This window comes from Pseudomonas sp. 31 R 17, from assembly GCF_900004915.1.
GTDB classification, from domain to species: domain Bacteria; phylum Pseudomonadota; class Gammaproteobacteria; order Pseudomonadales; family Pseudomonadaceae; genus Aquipseudomonas; species Aquipseudomonas orientalis_A.
The window spans coordinates 21,955-37,855 of the sequence record NZ_CVTN01000051.1 but is presented as its reverse complement, the minus strand read 5'-3'; the positions used below and the strand labels follow the sequence as shown (position 1 = coordinate 37,855).

Here is a 15,901-nt window from a genome sequence, read left to right as displayed (position 1 = left end):
GGTGCCGAGTGGTGGGGCAAGAGCGTTTTGCTTACTTTTGCGCTTTTCAAAAGTGAGCCGCCGTAAGGGCGGAACCCTAAGTGGCCGTTACCGCGGAAACGGATATGTACTCGGTCCAATCCAACATCCTGGTCGGCCCAGAGGCCGCCATCGGGGGCAAGCCCCCTCCCACATTCTGTCCGCGTACACACCGTCAAAGCCCGCACAGTCTGCGCAACAAGTCCGTATCCAGATGGTGCTCCACCAAATCCGCCAACCGCTCGATATCCCGCTCACGCAGCGCGTGATAATCCACCTCCTGCACCTCCTGCAACCCCGCCCAGCGCAACAACGCACTGCACGCGGCCGGGGTTTCAAACAGGCCATGCAGGTACGTCCCGAGAATCTGCCCATCGGCACTCTGCGCACCGTCACTGCGCCCATCATCAAGCCGCACAGCGGCATTCGACAGCGCCCCGCCGCTCGTCACCCCCGCATGGATCTCATACCCACTGACCTCGGCATCCTCCAGCAGCAACCGTCCGCGCACATTGCGCAGCTGCTTCTCCTGCGCAAGCGTGGTACTGAACGCCAGCAGCCCCAACCCGTCGCTGGAGCCGGCGGCTCCTTCCAGACCGAGCGGGTCGTGCACCTGCTCGCCGAGCATCTGCAACCCGCCACAAATGCCCAGCAGCTTGCCGCCATAACGCAAATGCCGCGCCACGGCCATGTCCCAGCCATTGGCACGCAAATATGCCAGATCACTGCGCACGCTTTTAGAGCCCGGCAGGATGATCAAGTCGGCTGCGGGGATCGGCTGACCCGGCCCGACGAATTGCAGGTCCACCTGGGGATGCAGGCGCAGCGGGTCGAAATCCGTGTGGTTGCTGATGCGCGGCAGCACCGGCACCACCACCTTGAGCACCTGGGCGGCCTTGTCGATCTGGCGCTGATCGATACCGTCCTCGGCCTCCAGGTGCAGGTCCATCACATAGGGCAGCACGCCCACCACCGGCTTGCCGGTGCGCGCCTCCAGCCAATCGAGCCCCGGTTGCAGCAGCGCGATATCACCGCGAAAACGGTTGATGATGAACCCCTGAACCCGCGCCTGCTCGCTGGGGGACAACAACTCCAGGGTGCCGACCAGATGGGCGAACACCCCGCCGCGATTGATATCGGCGATCAACAGCACCGGGCAGTCCACGGCCTCGGCGAAGCCCATATTGGCGATGTCATTGGCGCGCAGGTTTATTTCGGCCGGCGAGCCCGCGCCTTCGACCATGACCACCGCATAGGCCTGGCTCAACCGGGTGTGGGAGGCCAGCACCGCCTGCATCGCGATGGCCTTGTAGTCGTGGTAGGCGACCGCGTTCATGCTGGTCACGGCGCGGCCATGGATGATCACTTGGGAACCGGTGTCGCTGTTGGGCTTGAGCAACACCGGGTTCATGTCGGTGTGGGGCGCCAGGTGGGCGGCCTGAGCCTGCACGGCCTGGGCGCGGCCGATCTCGCCGCCTTCGGCGGTCACCGCGCTGTTGAGCGCCATGTTCTGTGGCTTGAACGGTGCGACCGGAACCCCCTGGCGCACCAGCCAGCGACACAGCGCGGTCACCAGCGTGCTTTTGCCGGCGTCGGAGGTAGTGCCCTGAACCATCAGCGTGGTCATGTCACTTCCTTATAGGCGACCAGGGCCGTCTCGAGGCGCTGCCAATCGGCCTCGCTGTCGGGCAGGCCGAAACGCACGCTGCTGTTGTGCACGAACAGGCGCAGCAGGATGCCGCGCTGGGCCATGAATTCGTACAAGCGTTCGGCGTGCGGTGTGATCAGCCACTGGAACAGGGCGCAGCCCCCGTGGGGTTCAAAACCCTGGCGCTGCAGCAGGTCGAACAAGCGCTGGCCGGCCTCCAGGCAACGGGTGCGCTGGCGAACGTGCCCGGCGCTGTCGCTCAGGCAATGCTGGCCAATCACCCGGGTCGGCCCGCTGACCGCCCATGGCCCGACCTGTTCGGCCAACAGCCTGAGCAACTTGCGCTCGGCCAGCACAAAGCCCAGGCGCACCCCGGCCAGGCCGAAGAACTTGCCGAATGAGCGCAACACGATCAAGCCGACCTGATGGGTGTGGCTGGCCAGGCTCAAGTGCGGGGTAACATCCATGAAGGCCTCGTCCACCACCAGCCAGCCACCGCGCTGGGCCAGCCGCGCGTGCCAGTCGAGCAGGCGCTCAGGGGCCAGGTTCAAGCCGGTGGGGTTATTGGGGTTGACCACCACCAGCACGTCGAGGCCGTCGAGAAAGAAGTCGACTTCCTGCTCCTGCACTTCGCGTACGACATAGCCGGCACGCCGCCAGGCCTCGGCGTGCTCGGCATAACACGGCGACAGCACCCCGACCTTGCCCGAACGGCGCAGGCGCGGCAGTAACTGGATCGCGGCCTGGGAGCCTGGCACCGGCAACGCTTGGGCGGCGCCGTAGTAGTCGCTGGCCACTTTCTCCAGGCCGTCATCGGCTTCGGGTAACCGCGCCCAGGCGCGCACAGGAATCTCCGGGATCGGCCACGGCCAGGGCGCCAGGCCAGTGGACAAATCGAGCCAATCCGCTTCGGCAATCCCGTATTCAATTGCGGCCTTACGCAGCCGACCACCATGTTCAAGCATAAAATTGCGCCCCCGCGCACAGGATCAGCAGCCACAACCATACGCCGCGCTGCACCAGTTGCCAGCCGCGGTCGATGGCGTCAGCGTCGGCCGGCGGGCCTTCGCCCAACGGCGGGCGCTGGTGCACCTCGCCGTGATAGATCGCCGCGCCGCCCAGTTCCACGCCCAACGCGCCGGCACCGGCGGCCATCACCGGTCCGGCGTTGGGGCTGTCCCAGGTCGGCCCCTGGGTGCGCCAGCATCTGAGCGCCAGCCGCGTCTTGCCCAGCAGCGCGTAGGTTAATGCCACCAGACGTGCAGGAATATAGTTGAGCCCATCGTCGATCTTCGCCGCGGCCCAGCCGAAGCGCTCAAAGCGTTCGTTGCGATAGCCCCACATGGCGTCAAGGGTGTTGCTCAGGCGATAGAGCACCACGCCCGGCACGCCGGCGACCACAAACCAGAACAGTGCGGCGAACACGGCATCGCTGCCGTTTTCGAGCACCGACTCGGTGGCAGCTCGGGCAACCTCGGTGTGATCCAACTCGCTGGTCTGGCGGCTAACGAGATAGCTCACGCGTTTGCGCGCCTCTTCCAGGTCATCGCTGCGCAGGGCCTGGGCGACCGGGATCACATGCTCCCCCAGGCTGCGCATGCCGAGGGTGCAATACAGCGCCAGGATTTCCAGCACCCAACCGATATAAGGCGCCCAGGATAATGCGGTGGCGAGCAGGGTCAGCGGCACTACCGCGATAAACCACGCGGTCACGCCATGGCTGCGCCAGCCACGCCCCTCCGTGTTGAAACGCCGCTCAATACGCCCGGCAAAATTGCCGAACGCCACCAGCGGATGCCAGCGCCTGGGCTCGCCCAGCAGCGCATCCAGCGCCACGGCGGCGACACACAGCAAGGCCACACTCATTGACTCACTCCCCACAGGTTTTCATACAGCATGTCACTCAATGGCCGAGGTTCGGTCCAGCCTTCGAGTTGCAACATCGGTGCCGGATAAAACGCGGCGACCGGCCCCAGGCACAGCACCGCCAGGGGTTTGGCGCCTGCCGGCAAACCCAGCAGGTCGGCCAGGGCCTGGGGTTCGAACAACGAGACCCAGCCCATGCCCAGGCCCTCGACCCGGGCGGCCAGCCACAGGTTCTGGATCGCGCAGGACAAGGACGCCATGTCCATTTCCGGCAAGGTGCGCCGGCCGAAGATGTGCCGCTCGCGATCGTCCATCAGTGCCGCCACCAGCACCTCAGCGCAGTCGTGGATGCCTTCGACCTTGAGCTTCATGAAGTCGTCGGAACACTCGCCCAGGGCCTCGGCGGTGCGGATGCGTTCTTCTTCCACCAGTTGTTGAATCCGGCCCCGCAATTGACGGTCGCTGATGCGGATAAACCGCCACGGCTGCATCAGGCCGACGCTCGGCGCCTGGTGGGCGGCCTGGAGCAGGCGCTGCAGTAATTCAGGCGCGACGCTGCCACCGCTGAAATGGCGCATGTCGCGGCGTTCGGCGATGGCGCGGTAGACGGCTTGGCGGTCGGCCTCGGGGAAGGCGTTGTCGGTCATGGCCTCATCGGGGGCAAGCCCCCTCCCACATTGGATGGGGTTTCAACTCGGTCAATTGTGGGAGGGGCGGTGCGACGATTCGACTTGCCCCCGATAGCGGTGTCGGGACCTGGCGCAAACAAAGCGGCCACCGCCGCCGGGTTCGACGGAAAGTAAAAGTGCACATAGGAGGCCGTCATACGCCCCTGCCGGTACACCGCCTCGGCCCCGCGCCCGCCATTGGGGCTAAGCCCGCGGGCGATCGGCTCGCACTCGGTGCTGGTCAGGGAGTGGTGATAGGTATGCCCGCGCAACGTGCCTTCGGGCAGCTCCACGCTTTGCAGCGCCAGGGCCGCCAATTTCTTTTGCATCACGGCGTCGCCCTGCAGCAGGCCGAGCAGTTCGGCGCGGTTGCCGTCGACATCGGTAAGCGAGTCGAGCAGGTACAGCATGCCGCCACACTCGGCGAGCAACGGCTTGCCGGCGGCGTGATGGGCGCGGATTGCCTCAAGCATCGCGGTATTTTGCGCCAGCGCCAGGTGATGCAATTCCGGGTAGCCACCCGGCAGGTACAGGCTGTCGGCGTCAGGCAACCCATGATCGTGAAGGGGCGAGAAGAATGTGAGCTGCGCGCCCATTGCCCGCAGCAGGTCGAGGCTGGCGCCGTAGGTAAAGGCGAAGGCTTCGTCACGGGCTACCGCAATGCGCACCCCGGCGAGCAGCGGCTTGGCCGCGATAACTGCGGGCGCGGCAAACGTCACCGGCGGCGGCACGGCCACTTCGCAACTGCTGCCCAGGGCTTGGGCGGCGGCGTCCAGGCGCGCGTCGAGGTCATTCAGTTCGCTGGCCTGCACCAGGCCCAGGTGCCGGCTGGGCAGCTCTATGCCGGTTTCGCGCGACAGCGCGCCGTACCAGCGCAACCCTTCGGTCAGGCTGCCCTCCAGCAACTGCGCATGGCGCAGCGTGCCGACACGGTTGGCGAGCACGCCGGCAAAGGGCAGGTCCGGCTGGTAGCGGGCCAGGCCCAGGGCGAGCGCGCCGAAGGTCTGCGCCATGGCGGTGCCGTCGATCACGCCCAGCACCGGCACGCCGAAATGCCGCGCCAGGTCGGCGCTGGAAGGGGTGCCGTCGAACAGGCCCATCACGCCCTCGATCAGGATCAGGTCGGCCTCCCCCGCCGCTTCCCACAACAGGCGACGACTTTCCTGCTCGCCGACCATCCACATGTCCAATTGATAGACCGGCGCGCCGCTGGCGCGTTCGTGAATCATCGGGTCAAGAAAATCCGGCCCGCATTTGAATACGCGGACCTTGCGCCCCAGGTTGCGGTGCAGACGCGCCAACGCGGCGGTGACGGTGGTTTTACCCTGGCCGGACGCCGGTGCGGCGATCAATACGGCCGGGCAATGACGGGGCTGATTCAAAGTTCGACGCCTTTCTGGGCCTTGATACCGGCCTGGAACGCGTGCTTGAGCATGCCCATGTCGGTGACGGTATCAGCCATTTCGATCAGTTCAGGCTTGGCGCCACGACCGGTGACCACCACGTGCTGCATCGGCGGACGGGCTTGCAGGTCGCCGAGTACCTGGTCCAGGTCGAGGTAGCCGTGCTTGAGGGCGATGTTCAATTCGTCCAGCACTACCAGGCCGATGGAGGGGTCAGTCAGCATCGCCCTGGACACCGCCCAGGCCGCTTCGGCGGCGGCGATATCGCGCTGGCGATCCTGGGTTTCCCAGGTAAAACCTTCGCCCATCACATGGAAGCGCACTTGCTCGGGGAAACGGCGGAAGAACATCTCCTCGCCGGTACTGTTGCGGCCCTTGATGAACTGCACCACGCCGCACTGCATGCCATGGCCCATGGCCCGGGCCAGCATGCCGAAGGCCGAGCTGCTCTTGCCCTTGCCGTTGCCGGTCAGCACCAGCAGCAACCCGCACTCATTGGGCGAATTGGCGATGCGTTCATCGATCACGGCTTTTTTGCGCAGCATGCGCGCCAGGTGGCGTTCGTCGCGGTCGGGGGTATCGGTCATGGCAGCTCTCCGTTGGGGCTGGACAAAAACGGCGGGCAGGAAAAAAGAACACAGACAGCCAAGCATCGCCCACCGTGATGCTGTTGGATGCTTCAGGCCGGTCTCCGGGCTCATGAGTGGCGCTCAGTCTGTGTAAAAAGACCGTGCAGGCCGACGGCGCGCCTTCCCATATCGCCTGCGATACAGTGGCCAACAGCGCCGTCTTGACTCATTTACCGTTGCGGGGGCAGCGCCGGAATTGCGGCAGCACTGTGTACAAGTGCGCTCACTCACCGGCTTCCCTGTTTCACTCCGTCGACGCGCACGCCACAGAGCACCTGAAACAAGCCGCGAAGGTTAGTGGGTTGGGGGTGGAGCGTCAATTAAAGCTGGTCCTGTACTTGAACCATCAAGGTGATGTGCTTCTCTACCCTTACAGGTATTCAGGAGAACACCATGCATAAAACCAGACTCGCCTTACTGATCATGCTGGCCGGCACCCTCGCCGCCTGCGGAGAAAGCTCTACCCTGCAGGTGACCGATGGCACCGGGCCCTCGCCCAAGCTGCCGGAACCGAACAAGACGCTGATCCCCACCGTGAACATCGCGCCAGCTGTCGGCTGGCCCGACGGCGCCAGGCCCACCGCCGCTGCCGGCACGCAGGTGGCTGCATTCGCCGAGGGCCTGGAGCATCCGCGCTGGCTCTATGTGCTGCCCAACGGCGACATCCTGGTGGCCGAGACCAACGCACCGCCCAAGCCGGATGACAGCAAAGGCATTCGCGGCTGGGTGATGGAGAAAGTCATGGGCCGCGCCGGCGCGGGCGTGCCGAGCCCGAACCGCATCACCCTGCTGCGCGACGCCGACCACGACGGCGTCGCCGAAACGCGCACGGTGTTCCTGGAAAACCTCAACTCGCCGTTCGGCATGGCCCTGGTCGGCAACGACCTGTACGTGGCCGACTCGGACAAGTTGTTGCGCTTCCCCTATCAGCCTGGCGAAACCGCGATCAAGGCGGCCGGGACCAAGGTCGTCGACTTGCCGGGTGGCAGCCTCAACCATCACTGGACCAAAAACGTAGTGGCCAGCCAGGATGGCAGCAAGCTGTATGTGAGCGTCGGCTCCAACAGCAACGTCGGCGAGAACGGCCTGGAAGCCGAAGAAGGCCGGGCGGCGATCTGGGAAGTGGACCGCGCCACGGGCCAGCATCGTATTTTCGCCTCCGGCCTGCGCAACCCCAACGGCATGGCCTGGGAACCCCAGAGCGGCAAGCTGTGGACGGCGGTGAACGAGCGCGATGAGATCGGCAGTGACCTGGTGCCGGACTACATCACCTCGGTCAAGGACGGCGCCTTCTACGGCTGGCCTTTCAGCTACTACGGCCAACATGTGGATGTGCGCGTCACCCCGCAAAACCCGCAACTGGTGGCCAAAGCCATTGCGCCGGACTATGCGGTCGGCCCGCATACCGCGTCGTTGGGGCTGACCTTCGCGCAAGGCAGCAAGCTACCGGCGCAGTTCAGCAACGGTGCGTTCATCGGCCAGCATGGCTCGTGGAACCGCAAGCCGCACAGCGGCTACAAGGTGATCTTCGTGCCGTTCGAGGGTGGGCAGCCCAAGGGCAAACCGGTGGATGTGCTGACCGGGTTCCTTGATAAGGATGAGAACGCCATGGGTCGGCCGGTGGGCGTGGTGATCGATCAGCAAGGGGATTTGCTGGTGGCGGATGATGTGGGGAACAAGGTGTGGCGGGTGTCTGCTGCCAAATAAATATTTCCGAGACAGATACAAAACCAATGTGGGAGGGGGCTTGCCCCCGATGGCGGTGGGTCAGCTGAAAATTTATCAACTGACCCTCCCTCATCGGGGGCAAGCCCCCTCCCACATTTGAATCTATGTCTGACTCAGGGATTGCGTGCCAGGTTGGCCGGCAATACTCGCTTGGCGGTCAAGTAGGCATTCTGCCAATACGCCTTGGACAGCGTATCCAGCTTCACTGTACCGCCGGTCTGCGGCGCATGCACAAAACGGCCCTCGCCCACATAGATCCCGGCGTGGCTCACCCGCGAGCCACCACCGGTGGCAAAGAACAACAGGTCACCGGTTTGCAGGTTCTGCTCGCTGACGTCCTGAGCACGCATCACGATCAACTCGCGGGTAGTGCGCGGCAAGGTGATACCGGCTGCGTCACGGTAGACAAAACCAATCAGCCCGCTGCAATCAAACCCCGAGTCCGGCGTGTTGCCGCCCCAACGATAAGGCGTGCCGACCAAGCCCAGCGCGCGGAAGAGCACATCTTCGGCGGCAGGCGAGAAATTCTGGGTGGAGTAGTTGAACACCGGCTTGGGCTTGACCGCTACGGGCGCGGGCGGCGGTGGACGGTTCGCGCAGGCGCTGAGGAGCGCGGCGCAAACAAGCAGAATGAGGCGGGCCGAGGTCGACATGTGCAGAACAATCCTGGACTGGATGCGGCTTTCGCTGCCGAACGTTGAAAACCAGAACGCGCAAGCAGGGCTCGCGCGAACGGATTACAACAATGTCCAGGGATTCTAGCGCTTACGCGTCAAACTTCAAGTATCACTTTAACTTTACTTACTGGCGGTCACCGTAGACGGGGCCATGGCGAGTGCGCGCTTGGCTTCGATGAAGGTTTTGCTCCAGTAGCTGTCGCCCAGGCTATCGACCCGCACCCCACCGCTACGACGGCTGCTGGAGTGGATAAACTGGTTATCGCCCAGGTAGATACCGGCGTGACTGACACGACCGCGACCGGCTGTACTGAAGAAAAGCAGATCACCGGGCTTGAGGTTGTTGCGCGCGACCAACGGTGCTTTCACGTTGATCATTTCGCGGGTGGAGCGCGGCAGATTCATGCCGGCTTCTTCACGAAACAGGTAGCCGATAAAACCGCTGCAGTCGAAACCGGCCTCGGAGGTGCCGCCGAAACGGTAACGGGTACCGATCAGGGACATGCCGCGTTCGAGAATGCTGTCGGCCAGAACGGGAAGCTGGTAAGGCTTGCTGCCGGAGAAATCGGCAAGTTCTTTTTCGGTTGCCAGCTCTTCTTCATAAACAGAAGCAGACTGTGCAGCAACGAATTTAGCCTGATTTTGAACCTGGGGTTTTTGCTGTTCTGCCACCTGCTGAGGGTGGGAGGCGCAACCAAACAACAGGGTAACGAGTGCGAGAGGCACGAGGGGTGCGAAGCGATTTAGCATGGGCACGACCGTGGCTGATGTGTAAAGAAGGCGAGACTATGCCCGCTATCACATCGATTTGCAAATTCAATCGAGTTCTTTGTGACTTCTTGTTTGGACTATGCCATCTAAGCCCTTGATCCCTGATACCTGCCTGTTGCGTGGCCAAACCGGCTCAAACGCAGGTTTTCTGGCGCCTGGAATTTGCCGAAAGCCTGAAAACGCAAGGGTTGGCTACCAGCCGAGGGTTTCCTTGAGGAACGGAATGGTGAGCTTGCGCTGGGCCTGCAACGAGGCCTGGTCAAGCTGTTCGAGCAAATCGAACAAGGCGCTCATGCTGCGCGTGCCACGGGTGAGGATGAAATGCCCGACCTCGTCGGTCAGGTGCAGGCCGCGACGCGAAGCGCGCAGTTGCAGGGCGCGCAATTTGTCCTCGTCGGACAGGGGTCGCATCTGGAAGATCAACGCCAGCGTCAGGCGCGACTTGAGGTCGGCCAGCTTCACCGGCAGTTCACGCGGCGAGGTGGACGCGGCGATCAACAGGCGCCGGCCGCTGTCACGCAGGCGATTGAACAGATGAAACAGCGCCTCTTCCCAATCCGCCTTGCCGGCAATGGCCTGCAAGTCGTCCAGGCACACCAGTTCATATTGTTCGAGGTTGTCGAAGATCCCCACACCATGGTCCATCAGCTCGGCCAAAGGCAGGTAGACCGCCGGCTCGCCCATTTGCTCGAAACGCAGGCATGCGGCCTGCAACAAGTGGGTACGCCCTACGCCATGCTTGCCCCACAGATAGATCAGGCTTTCAGTCCACCCGGCGTCGGCTTCGCAGAGGCGCTCGACATAGCCGAGTGCAGCGGCATTGGCGCCTGGGTAGTAATTGATAAAGGTAGCGTCGTCACGCAGACGCACACCTAGGGGCAGCTGAATCGGTTTCATGCTGACTGAACGGCTCCCATCGAACCGTGAGTGGCCTCTGTGTAAAGTTTGCAAAGTTTATACGCGTGGCGCCGGGCGCACAATGCAGCAGACCATAAGCAAAATCAAAGGTTTGCGTTAACCTGCTGGTTTTACGCGATTTGTTTGACGCCCCCGCCCCCATAAACAACAAACCCGGCGATGAGCCAGGTTTGTGATACCTCGATTACAGATCGGGGTCTTCAACCCCCGTGTACACGTCCGAATCCTTGTACAGGTCGTGAACATGCCGCACCAGCACCATGATCACCGCCGCCACCGGCAGCGCCAGCAGGATGCCGGTAAAGCCGAACAGCTCACCGCCCGCAAGGATCGCAAAGATCACCGCCACCGGATGCAGACCGATGCGGTCGCCTACCAGCAGCGGCGTCAATACCATGCCTTCGAGCGCCTGACCGACCATGAATACCGCGACGATCCCGAGCATCGGGTACAGGTCGCCGCCGAACTGGAACAGCCCCGCCACCAGCGCCGCGCCGATACCGATGACGAAACCCATGTACGGCACGATCGCGGCCAGGCCGGCGATCAGGCCGATCAACAGACCCAGCTCAAGGCCGATCGCCATCAAGCCGGCGGCATAGATGATGCCCAACGCCAGCATCACCAGCAGTTGCCCGCGCACGAACGCGCCCAGGACTTCATGGCACTCGCCGGCCAGGGACACGATGCGTTCCTCGCGGTCGCGCGGCAGCAGGCTGCGGATCTTGGCCATCATGATGTCCCAGTCACGCAGCAGATAGAACGCCACCACCGGGATCAGCACCAGGTTGGTCAGCCAGCCGATCAGCGCCAGGCTGGAAGCGGTTGCCTGGCTGAGCACCATACTGACGATATCGGTGGTCTTGTCCATGTGCTCACTGATGGCCGCCTTGACCTTGTCGAACTTCCAGAACCCGTCCGACAGCCCCAGCTTGGCCTGGGCCCACGGCATGGCCGTGTGCTGCAACCAGTCGAGCATCTGCGGCGCCAGCTCATAAAGTCGATACAGCTGCTTGGCCAGCATCGGCACCAGCACCAGTACCAGCGCGGTGATGATCAGGGTAAACAAGGCAAATACCGCGATCACACCCCAGGTTCGCGACAGGCCGGCTTTCTCCAGGCGATCCACCACGGGATCGAACAGATAGGCAAGCAACAACGCCACCAGAAATGGCGTCAGGATCGAATGCAGCAAGAACACAAAAACGCACAGCAGGACAATCCCGCCAAGCCACACCCAACGACGCGTATCCGCCATGAACCACTTCCTCTGTTATTGGCTTCCCTCTTCTATATAGAAGGAAGACCGCTTACCCACTTATTCATTTACCAATGAAAACGTAACTGCGCCTGAGGCTCAGGCGCGGCGGCCGGTTGTGCGCCGTCGGCCGGCGGTTGCTGGACCGGGGCTTCACCGGCCGGCACTTCCTGCAATTTGGCCAGGCTCAACTGGGTGCGCAACTGGTCGGCGCTGCCATTGACGCGATACACAATACGATCGCCCTCCACCCGCTGCGGCTGACCACCAAAGGGCTCCAGCAACCGGCCCAGCGCGGCATAGCGCTCCAGGTTCATGCCTTGCACCTCAAGCAACTGCTCGGAGCTGACCCCCGGCTTGACCGCAAAGCGCGGTGCCAGCGTCTGGCTGACGGCGAGCAATACGGCGTCGGCGACGGCGGCGGTGTCAGCCCCCTGGACGCTGCCCTGCTCGGTCTTGTCGCCCAGCCACAGACGCCATTTGGCCTGCCACTGGCTGCCCTCCTGGCGTGCATGAACGGCCAGCAACGCATCGGCGCCATAACGTTCGGAGGCAACGCGCAGCGGCGTGGCGTCTGCGCTTTCCAGGTTTGGCGCGGTGGCGACGACCTGTTCGTCCAGGTCACCCAGCGGCAGGCGCAGCGGCAAGCCACGGTGCTGGGCCGCCCGGCGCAGCGTCTGCGCCACCGCCTGGCCGTCGCCGACCAGGCTGCTGCCATCGGTCGAGTCGTTCAGCCACCAACCGAGGATCGAAGGTCGATTGCTGCCCCAGATCGCCAACCCGGCGTCACGCAAGGCGCGATCGGTGCTGACCGGGTCGAAATCCACTTGCAGGCTTTCCGGCGGGCCGGCGTCGTAGCCGTATTGGCTGATGATTTGCTGCGGGTCCTTGCGGATCGCCGCCAGGCCCGGGCCTTCGGCGGCCCTGGCATCGCCGGTCAGGCGAATGACCAGGGTCTGCACGGCGCGCTGGGTGGCCTGGTCGCGCTCTTGGGGCGACTGGCTGCTGACCGGTTCGAGGACTTGATACAGGCCATTGAGGGTTTCGGCATGACTCGCCAGGCTGACCAATGACAAGCAGCCTACAAAAAAGAATTTACACAGACGCATGGAAGATTCCCGAACGACAAATTTAGCGGCTGGAACAGACCGCGTGATCTCGGTTTGGCAAAGCTGTGACACAGCGACCGGTAAAACATTCACGGGTCCCGGCAAGTTTTCATACTGTCATAACGATAGCGGGTTCAAGGCTATACCTTAATACGCTGCATTACCGCGCCGATTCCGCATTTTTTAAGCTCATATGCCCTGCCCGTCGGCCCGAGGATGGCCGCTGCCCCTCAAGCCTGATAAAATCGCGCGCCTTCGCAGACCGTCAACGGCTGGGCCTTTTACCAAAAGTGCCTGCCGGCTCGGTCGTTACCCCTGAATCCCCCCTAAAGGCCTGGATCATGAGCAAGCAACCCTCCCTGAGCTACAAGGACGCCGGTGTAGACATCGACGCCGGTGAAGCATTGGTCGAACGCATCAAGAGCGTCGCCAAGCGCACTGCGCGCCCCGAAGTCATGGGCGGCCTGGGCGGTTTTGGCGCCCTCTGCGAAATCCCGGCCGGCTACAAGCAGCCTGTACTGGTCTCCGGCACCGACGGCGTGGGTACCAAGCTGCGCCTTGCCCTGAACCTGAACAAGCACGACAGCATCGGCATCGACCTGGTTGCCATGTGCGTCAACGACCTGGTGGTATGCGGCGCCGAGCCGTTGTTCTTCCTCGACTACTACGCCACCGGCAAGCTCAATGTCGAGACCGCAACCCAGGTGGTCACCGGCATCGGCGCCGGCTGCGAACTGTCGGGTTGCTCCCTGGTGGGCGGCGAAACCGCTGAAATGCCAGGCATGTACGAAGGCGAAGACTACGACCTGGCAGGCTTCTGCGTCGGCGTGGTGGAAAAAGCCGAGATCATCGACGGCTCCAAAGTGGCTGCCGGCGACGCCTTGCTTGCCCTGCCATCCTCCGGCCCGCACTCCAACGGCTACTCGCTGATCCGCAAGATCATCGAAGTGTCCGGCGCCGACATCGAGAACATCCAGCTCGACGGCAAGCCACTGACCGACCTGCTGATGGCCCCGACGCGCATTTACGTCAAGCCACTGCTCAAGCTGATCAAGGACACCGGCGCCGTCAAGGCCATGGCCCACATCACCGGCGGCGGCTTGCTGGACAACATCCCACGCGTGCTGCCAAAAGGCGCCCAGGCGATTGTCGACGTGGCCAGCTGGCAGCGCCCTGCAGTCTTCGACTGGCTGCAAGAGAAAGGCAACGTCAATGAAACCGAGATGCACCGCGTGCTCAACTGCGGCGTGGGCATGGTCATCTGCGTGGCCCAGGAACACGTTGAAACCGCGCTGAACGTATTGCGTGAAGCCGGCGAACACCCTTGGGTCATCGGCCAGATCGCCACGGCTCCCGAAGGCGCAGCCCAGGTTGAACTGAAGAACCTCAAGGCCCATTGATGCAAGCGCGGATGCCCGCGACAGGTAATGTCGTGGTGCTGCTTTCCGGCACCGGCAGTAACTTGCAGGCGCTGATCGACAGCACACTGACCGGCGACAGTCCGGTGCGCATCGCTGCGGTGATTTCCAACCGCAGCGACGCCTATGGCCTGCAACGTGCCAGGGACGCGGGTATCCAGACCCGCTCGCTGGATCACAAGGCGTTCGAAGGTCGCGAGGCCTTCGACCAGGCCTTGATCGAACTGATCGACGCCTTCGAGCCCAAGCTGGTGGTGCTCGCCGGCTTCATGCGCATTCTCAGCGCCGATTTCGTGCGCCATTACGAAGGGCGCCTGCTCAATATCCACCCGTCCCTGCTGCCCAAGTACAAAGGCATGCACACCCATCAGCGCGCCCTCGATGCCGGTGACAGCGAGCATGGCTGCACCGTGCACTTTGTCACCGAGGAACTCGATGGCGGGCCTCTGGTCGTACAGGCAGTGGTTCCGGTAGAGTCAGGCGACTCGGCGCAGACGCTTGCGCAACGGGTTCACACCCAGGAACACAGGATTTACCCGCTGGCCGTTCGCTGGTTTGTCGAGGGTCGGTTGATTCTTGGTGAACAGGGAGCATTATTGGACGGTCAGTTACTCGCGGCCAGCGGCCACTTGATTCGAACCTAGGAGATTTTATGCGTCGCGCCCTGCTTTTCGCTTTTGCGCTGTTCGCTCTGCCTGCCGTGCAAGCAGCAGACCTTCACCCCTTCTCCGTCAGCTACACCGCCGACTGGAAGCAACTGCCCATGAGTGGTTCGGCTGAACGCAGCCTGACCAAAAACGGCGACGGCACGTGGACCTTGAACTTCAAGGCCTCGATGATGATTGCCAGCCTGACCGAAACCAGCGTGATCGTGTTCGACAAGGACACCCTGCAACCCAAGAGCTACAGCTTCGAGCGCGGCGGCCTGGGCAAAGCGAAGAAGATCAACCTGGATTTCGACCAGGCAACCAAGAAAATCACCGGCTTTGAAAACAAGGACCCGGTTAACGTCACCCTCGAAAGCGGCATGCTCGACAAGTCCACCTATCAACTCGCGCTTCAGCGCGATGTGGCGGCCGGCAAGAAAAGCATGAGCTACCGAGTGGCCGAAGGCACTGACGTCGATACCTACGATTTCCGCGTCATCGGCCCGGAAAAGGTCCAGACCAAGGTCGGCGCCATCGACGCGATCAAGGTTGAACGCGTGCGTGACCCTTCCCAAAGCAAGCGCATCACGCAGATGTGGTTTGCCAAGGACCAGGGCGGCATTCTGGTTGCCTTGCGTCAGGTTGAAACGGATGGCAAGGAATACAACATCATGCTGCAGGATGGCACTGTTGACGGTAAGGCTGTCAAAGGTAGCTGATTGGCCTGATGAGTTGAAAAGAGCCTCGCTGAATGCGGGGCTTTTTTTCGCCTGGGTATTTGCTGTGAAGCTTCTGGCCCCATCGGGGCATAGGTATCTACACAGCTTTGATATGACACCGACATGTGGCGAGGGAGCTAGCTCCCGATAGCAGCCTCTGGGCCGACCAGGATGTTGGTGTCGATCCCGGTCCAAATGTGGGAGGGGGCTTGCCCCCGATAGCGTCCTCTGGGCCGACCAGGATGCTGGATCAGATCGAGTAAATATCCGTTTCTGCGGTAACGGCTACTTAGGGTTCCGCTTTTACAGCGGCTCACTTTTGAAAAGCGGAAAAGTAAGCAAAACGCTCTTGCCCCACCACTCGGCACCTCGCCTGGGCTCGGTGTGCCCGAACGCAGGCTTGAATCCGTGGGCCGCCGCAATG

Annotated in this window: 15 protein-coding genes and 1 riboswitch; of the genes, 4 read left to right on the top strand and 11 right to left on the bottom strand. The window is 62.8% G+C overall.

Features of this window, described 5'->3' with window-relative positions:
* Positions 1 to 193: 193 nt before the first annotated feature.
* The 6 genes from BFP89_RS05385 to cobO are packed head-to-tail and all read right to left on the bottom strand — an operon-like array spanning position 194 to position 6,190.
* Complete coding sequence (locus BFP89_RS05385) at positions 194 to 1,645, bottom strand: cobyric acid synthase (RefSeq protein WP_065884507.1); 1,452 nt, start codon at positions 1,643 to 1,645, stop codon at positions 194 to 196.
* Positions 1,642 to 2,631 (bottom strand): threonine-phosphate decarboxylase CobD, encoded by a 990-nt coding sequence (gene cobD / locus BFP89_RS05380; protein ID WP_065884506.1) that lies wholly within the window; start codon positions 2,629 to 2,631, stop codon positions 1,642 to 1,644. The genes BFP89_RS05385 and cobD overlap by 4 nt, the downstream gene beginning before the upstream one ends.
* A complete protein-coding gene (gene cbiB / locus BFP89_RS05375; protein WP_065884505.1) occupies positions 2,624 to 3,532 on the bottom strand; it encodes an adenosylcobinamide-phosphate synthase CbiB in 909 nt (302 codons plus the stop codon). The genes cobD and cbiB overlap by 8 nt, the downstream gene beginning before the upstream one ends.
* Positions 3,529 to 4,179 (bottom strand): 5,6-dimethylbenzimidazole synthase, encoded by a 651-nt coding sequence (gene bluB, locus BFP89_RS05370; RefSeq protein ID WP_065884504.1) that lies wholly within the window; start codon positions 4,177 to 4,179, stop codon positions 3,529 to 3,531. The genes cbiB and bluB overlap by 4 nt, the downstream gene beginning before the upstream one ends.
* Complete coding sequence (locus tag BFP89_RS05365) at positions 4,176 to 5,582, bottom strand: cobyrinate a,c-diamide synthase (protein WP_065884503.1); 1,407 nt, start codon at positions 5,580 to 5,582, stop codon at positions 4,176 to 4,178. Before BFP89_RS05365 ends, bluB begins: the two co-directional genes overlap by 4 nt.
* Positions 5,579 to 6,190, bottom strand: coding sequence for a cob(I)yrinic acid a,c-diamide adenosyltransferase (cobO, locus tag BFP89_RS05360; protein WP_065884502.1), 612 nt, complete (start codon positions 6,188 to 6,190; stop codon positions 5,579 to 5,581). The genes BFP89_RS05365 and cobO overlap by 4 nt, the downstream gene beginning before the upstream one ends.
* A 77-nt stretch (positions 6,191 to 6,267) precedes the next feature.
* Positions 6,268 to 6,526: riboswitch (cobalamin riboswitch) on the bottom strand.
* Between the two features lie 99 nt (positions 6,527 to 6,625).
* On the opposite strand from cobO, the gene BFP89_RS05355 reads away from it, so the two are divergent.
* Positions 6,626 to 7,939 carry a PQQ-dependent sugar dehydrogenase gene (locus tag BFP89_RS05355; protein ID WP_065884501.1) on the top strand — a complete coding sequence of 438 codons (1,314 nt, stop codon included), beginning with the start codon at positions 6,626 to 6,628 and terminating at the stop codon, positions 7,937 to 7,939.
* A gap of 134 nt (positions 7,940 to 8,073) precedes the next feature.
* On the opposite strand, the gene BFP89_RS05350 is transcribed toward BFP89_RS05355, so the two are convergent.
* From BFP89_RS05350 to BFP89_RS05330, 5 genes are all read right to left on the bottom strand, one after another.
* Positions 8,074 to 8,613, bottom strand: coding sequence for a C40 family peptidase (locus BFP89_RS05350; protein WP_065884500.1), 540 nt, complete (start codon positions 8,611 to 8,613; stop codon positions 8,074 to 8,076).
* A 144-nt stretch (positions 8,614 to 8,757) separates the two neighbouring features.
* Complete coding sequence (locus BFP89_RS05345) at positions 8,758 to 9,387, bottom strand: C40 family peptidase (RefSeq protein ID WP_065884499.1); 630 nt, start codon at positions 9,385 to 9,387, stop codon at positions 8,758 to 8,760.
* 213 nt (positions 9,388 to 9,600) lie between these two features.
* On the bottom strand, positions 9,601 to 10,305 hold the full coding sequence (gene hda / locus BFP89_RS05340; RefSeq protein WP_065884498.1) for a DnaA regulatory inactivator Hda: 705 nt from the start codon (positions 10,303 to 10,305) through the stop codon (positions 9,601 to 9,603).
* A 205-nt stretch (positions 10,306 to 10,510) separates the two neighbouring features.
* A complete protein-coding gene (locus BFP89_RS05335) occupies positions 10,511 to 11,584 on the bottom strand; it encodes an AI-2E family transporter (protein ID WP_065884497.1) in 1,074 nt (357 codons plus the stop codon).
* A gap of 68 nt (positions 11,585 to 11,652) precedes the next feature.
* On the bottom strand, positions 11,653 to 12,693 hold the full coding sequence (locus BFP89_RS05330; RefSeq protein ID WP_065884496.1) for a DUF2066 domain-containing protein: 1,041 nt from the start codon (positions 12,691 to 12,693) through the stop codon (positions 11,653 to 11,655).
* Positions 12,694 to 13,034: 341 nt separating this feature from the next.
* Between BFP89_RS05330 and purM the strand changes: the two genes are divergently transcribed.
* The 3 genes from purM to BFP89_RS05315 are packed head-to-tail and all read left to right on the top strand — an operon-like array spanning position 13,035 to position 15,477.
* Positions 13,035 to 14,093, top strand: a complete 1,059-nt coding sequence (purM, locus tag BFP89_RS05325; protein WP_065884495.1) for a phosphoribosylformylglycinamidine cyclo-ligase — start codon at positions 13,035 to 13,037, stop codon at positions 14,091 to 14,093.
* Positions 14,094 to 14,104: 11 nt separating this feature from the next.
* On the top strand, positions 14,105 to 14,755 hold the full coding sequence (gene purN / locus BFP89_RS05320) for a phosphoribosylglycinamide formyltransferase (RefSeq protein WP_065884566.1): 651 nt from the start codon (positions 14,105 to 14,107) through the stop codon (positions 14,753 to 14,755).
* A gap of 8 nt (positions 14,756 to 14,763) precedes the next feature.
* Entirely contained in the window at positions 14,764 to 15,477 is a 714-nt protein-coding gene (locus BFP89_RS05315) for a DUF3108 domain-containing protein (protein ID WP_065884494.1), read from the top strand.
* The last annotated feature ends 424 nt before the right edge of the window (positions 15,478 to 15,901 follow it).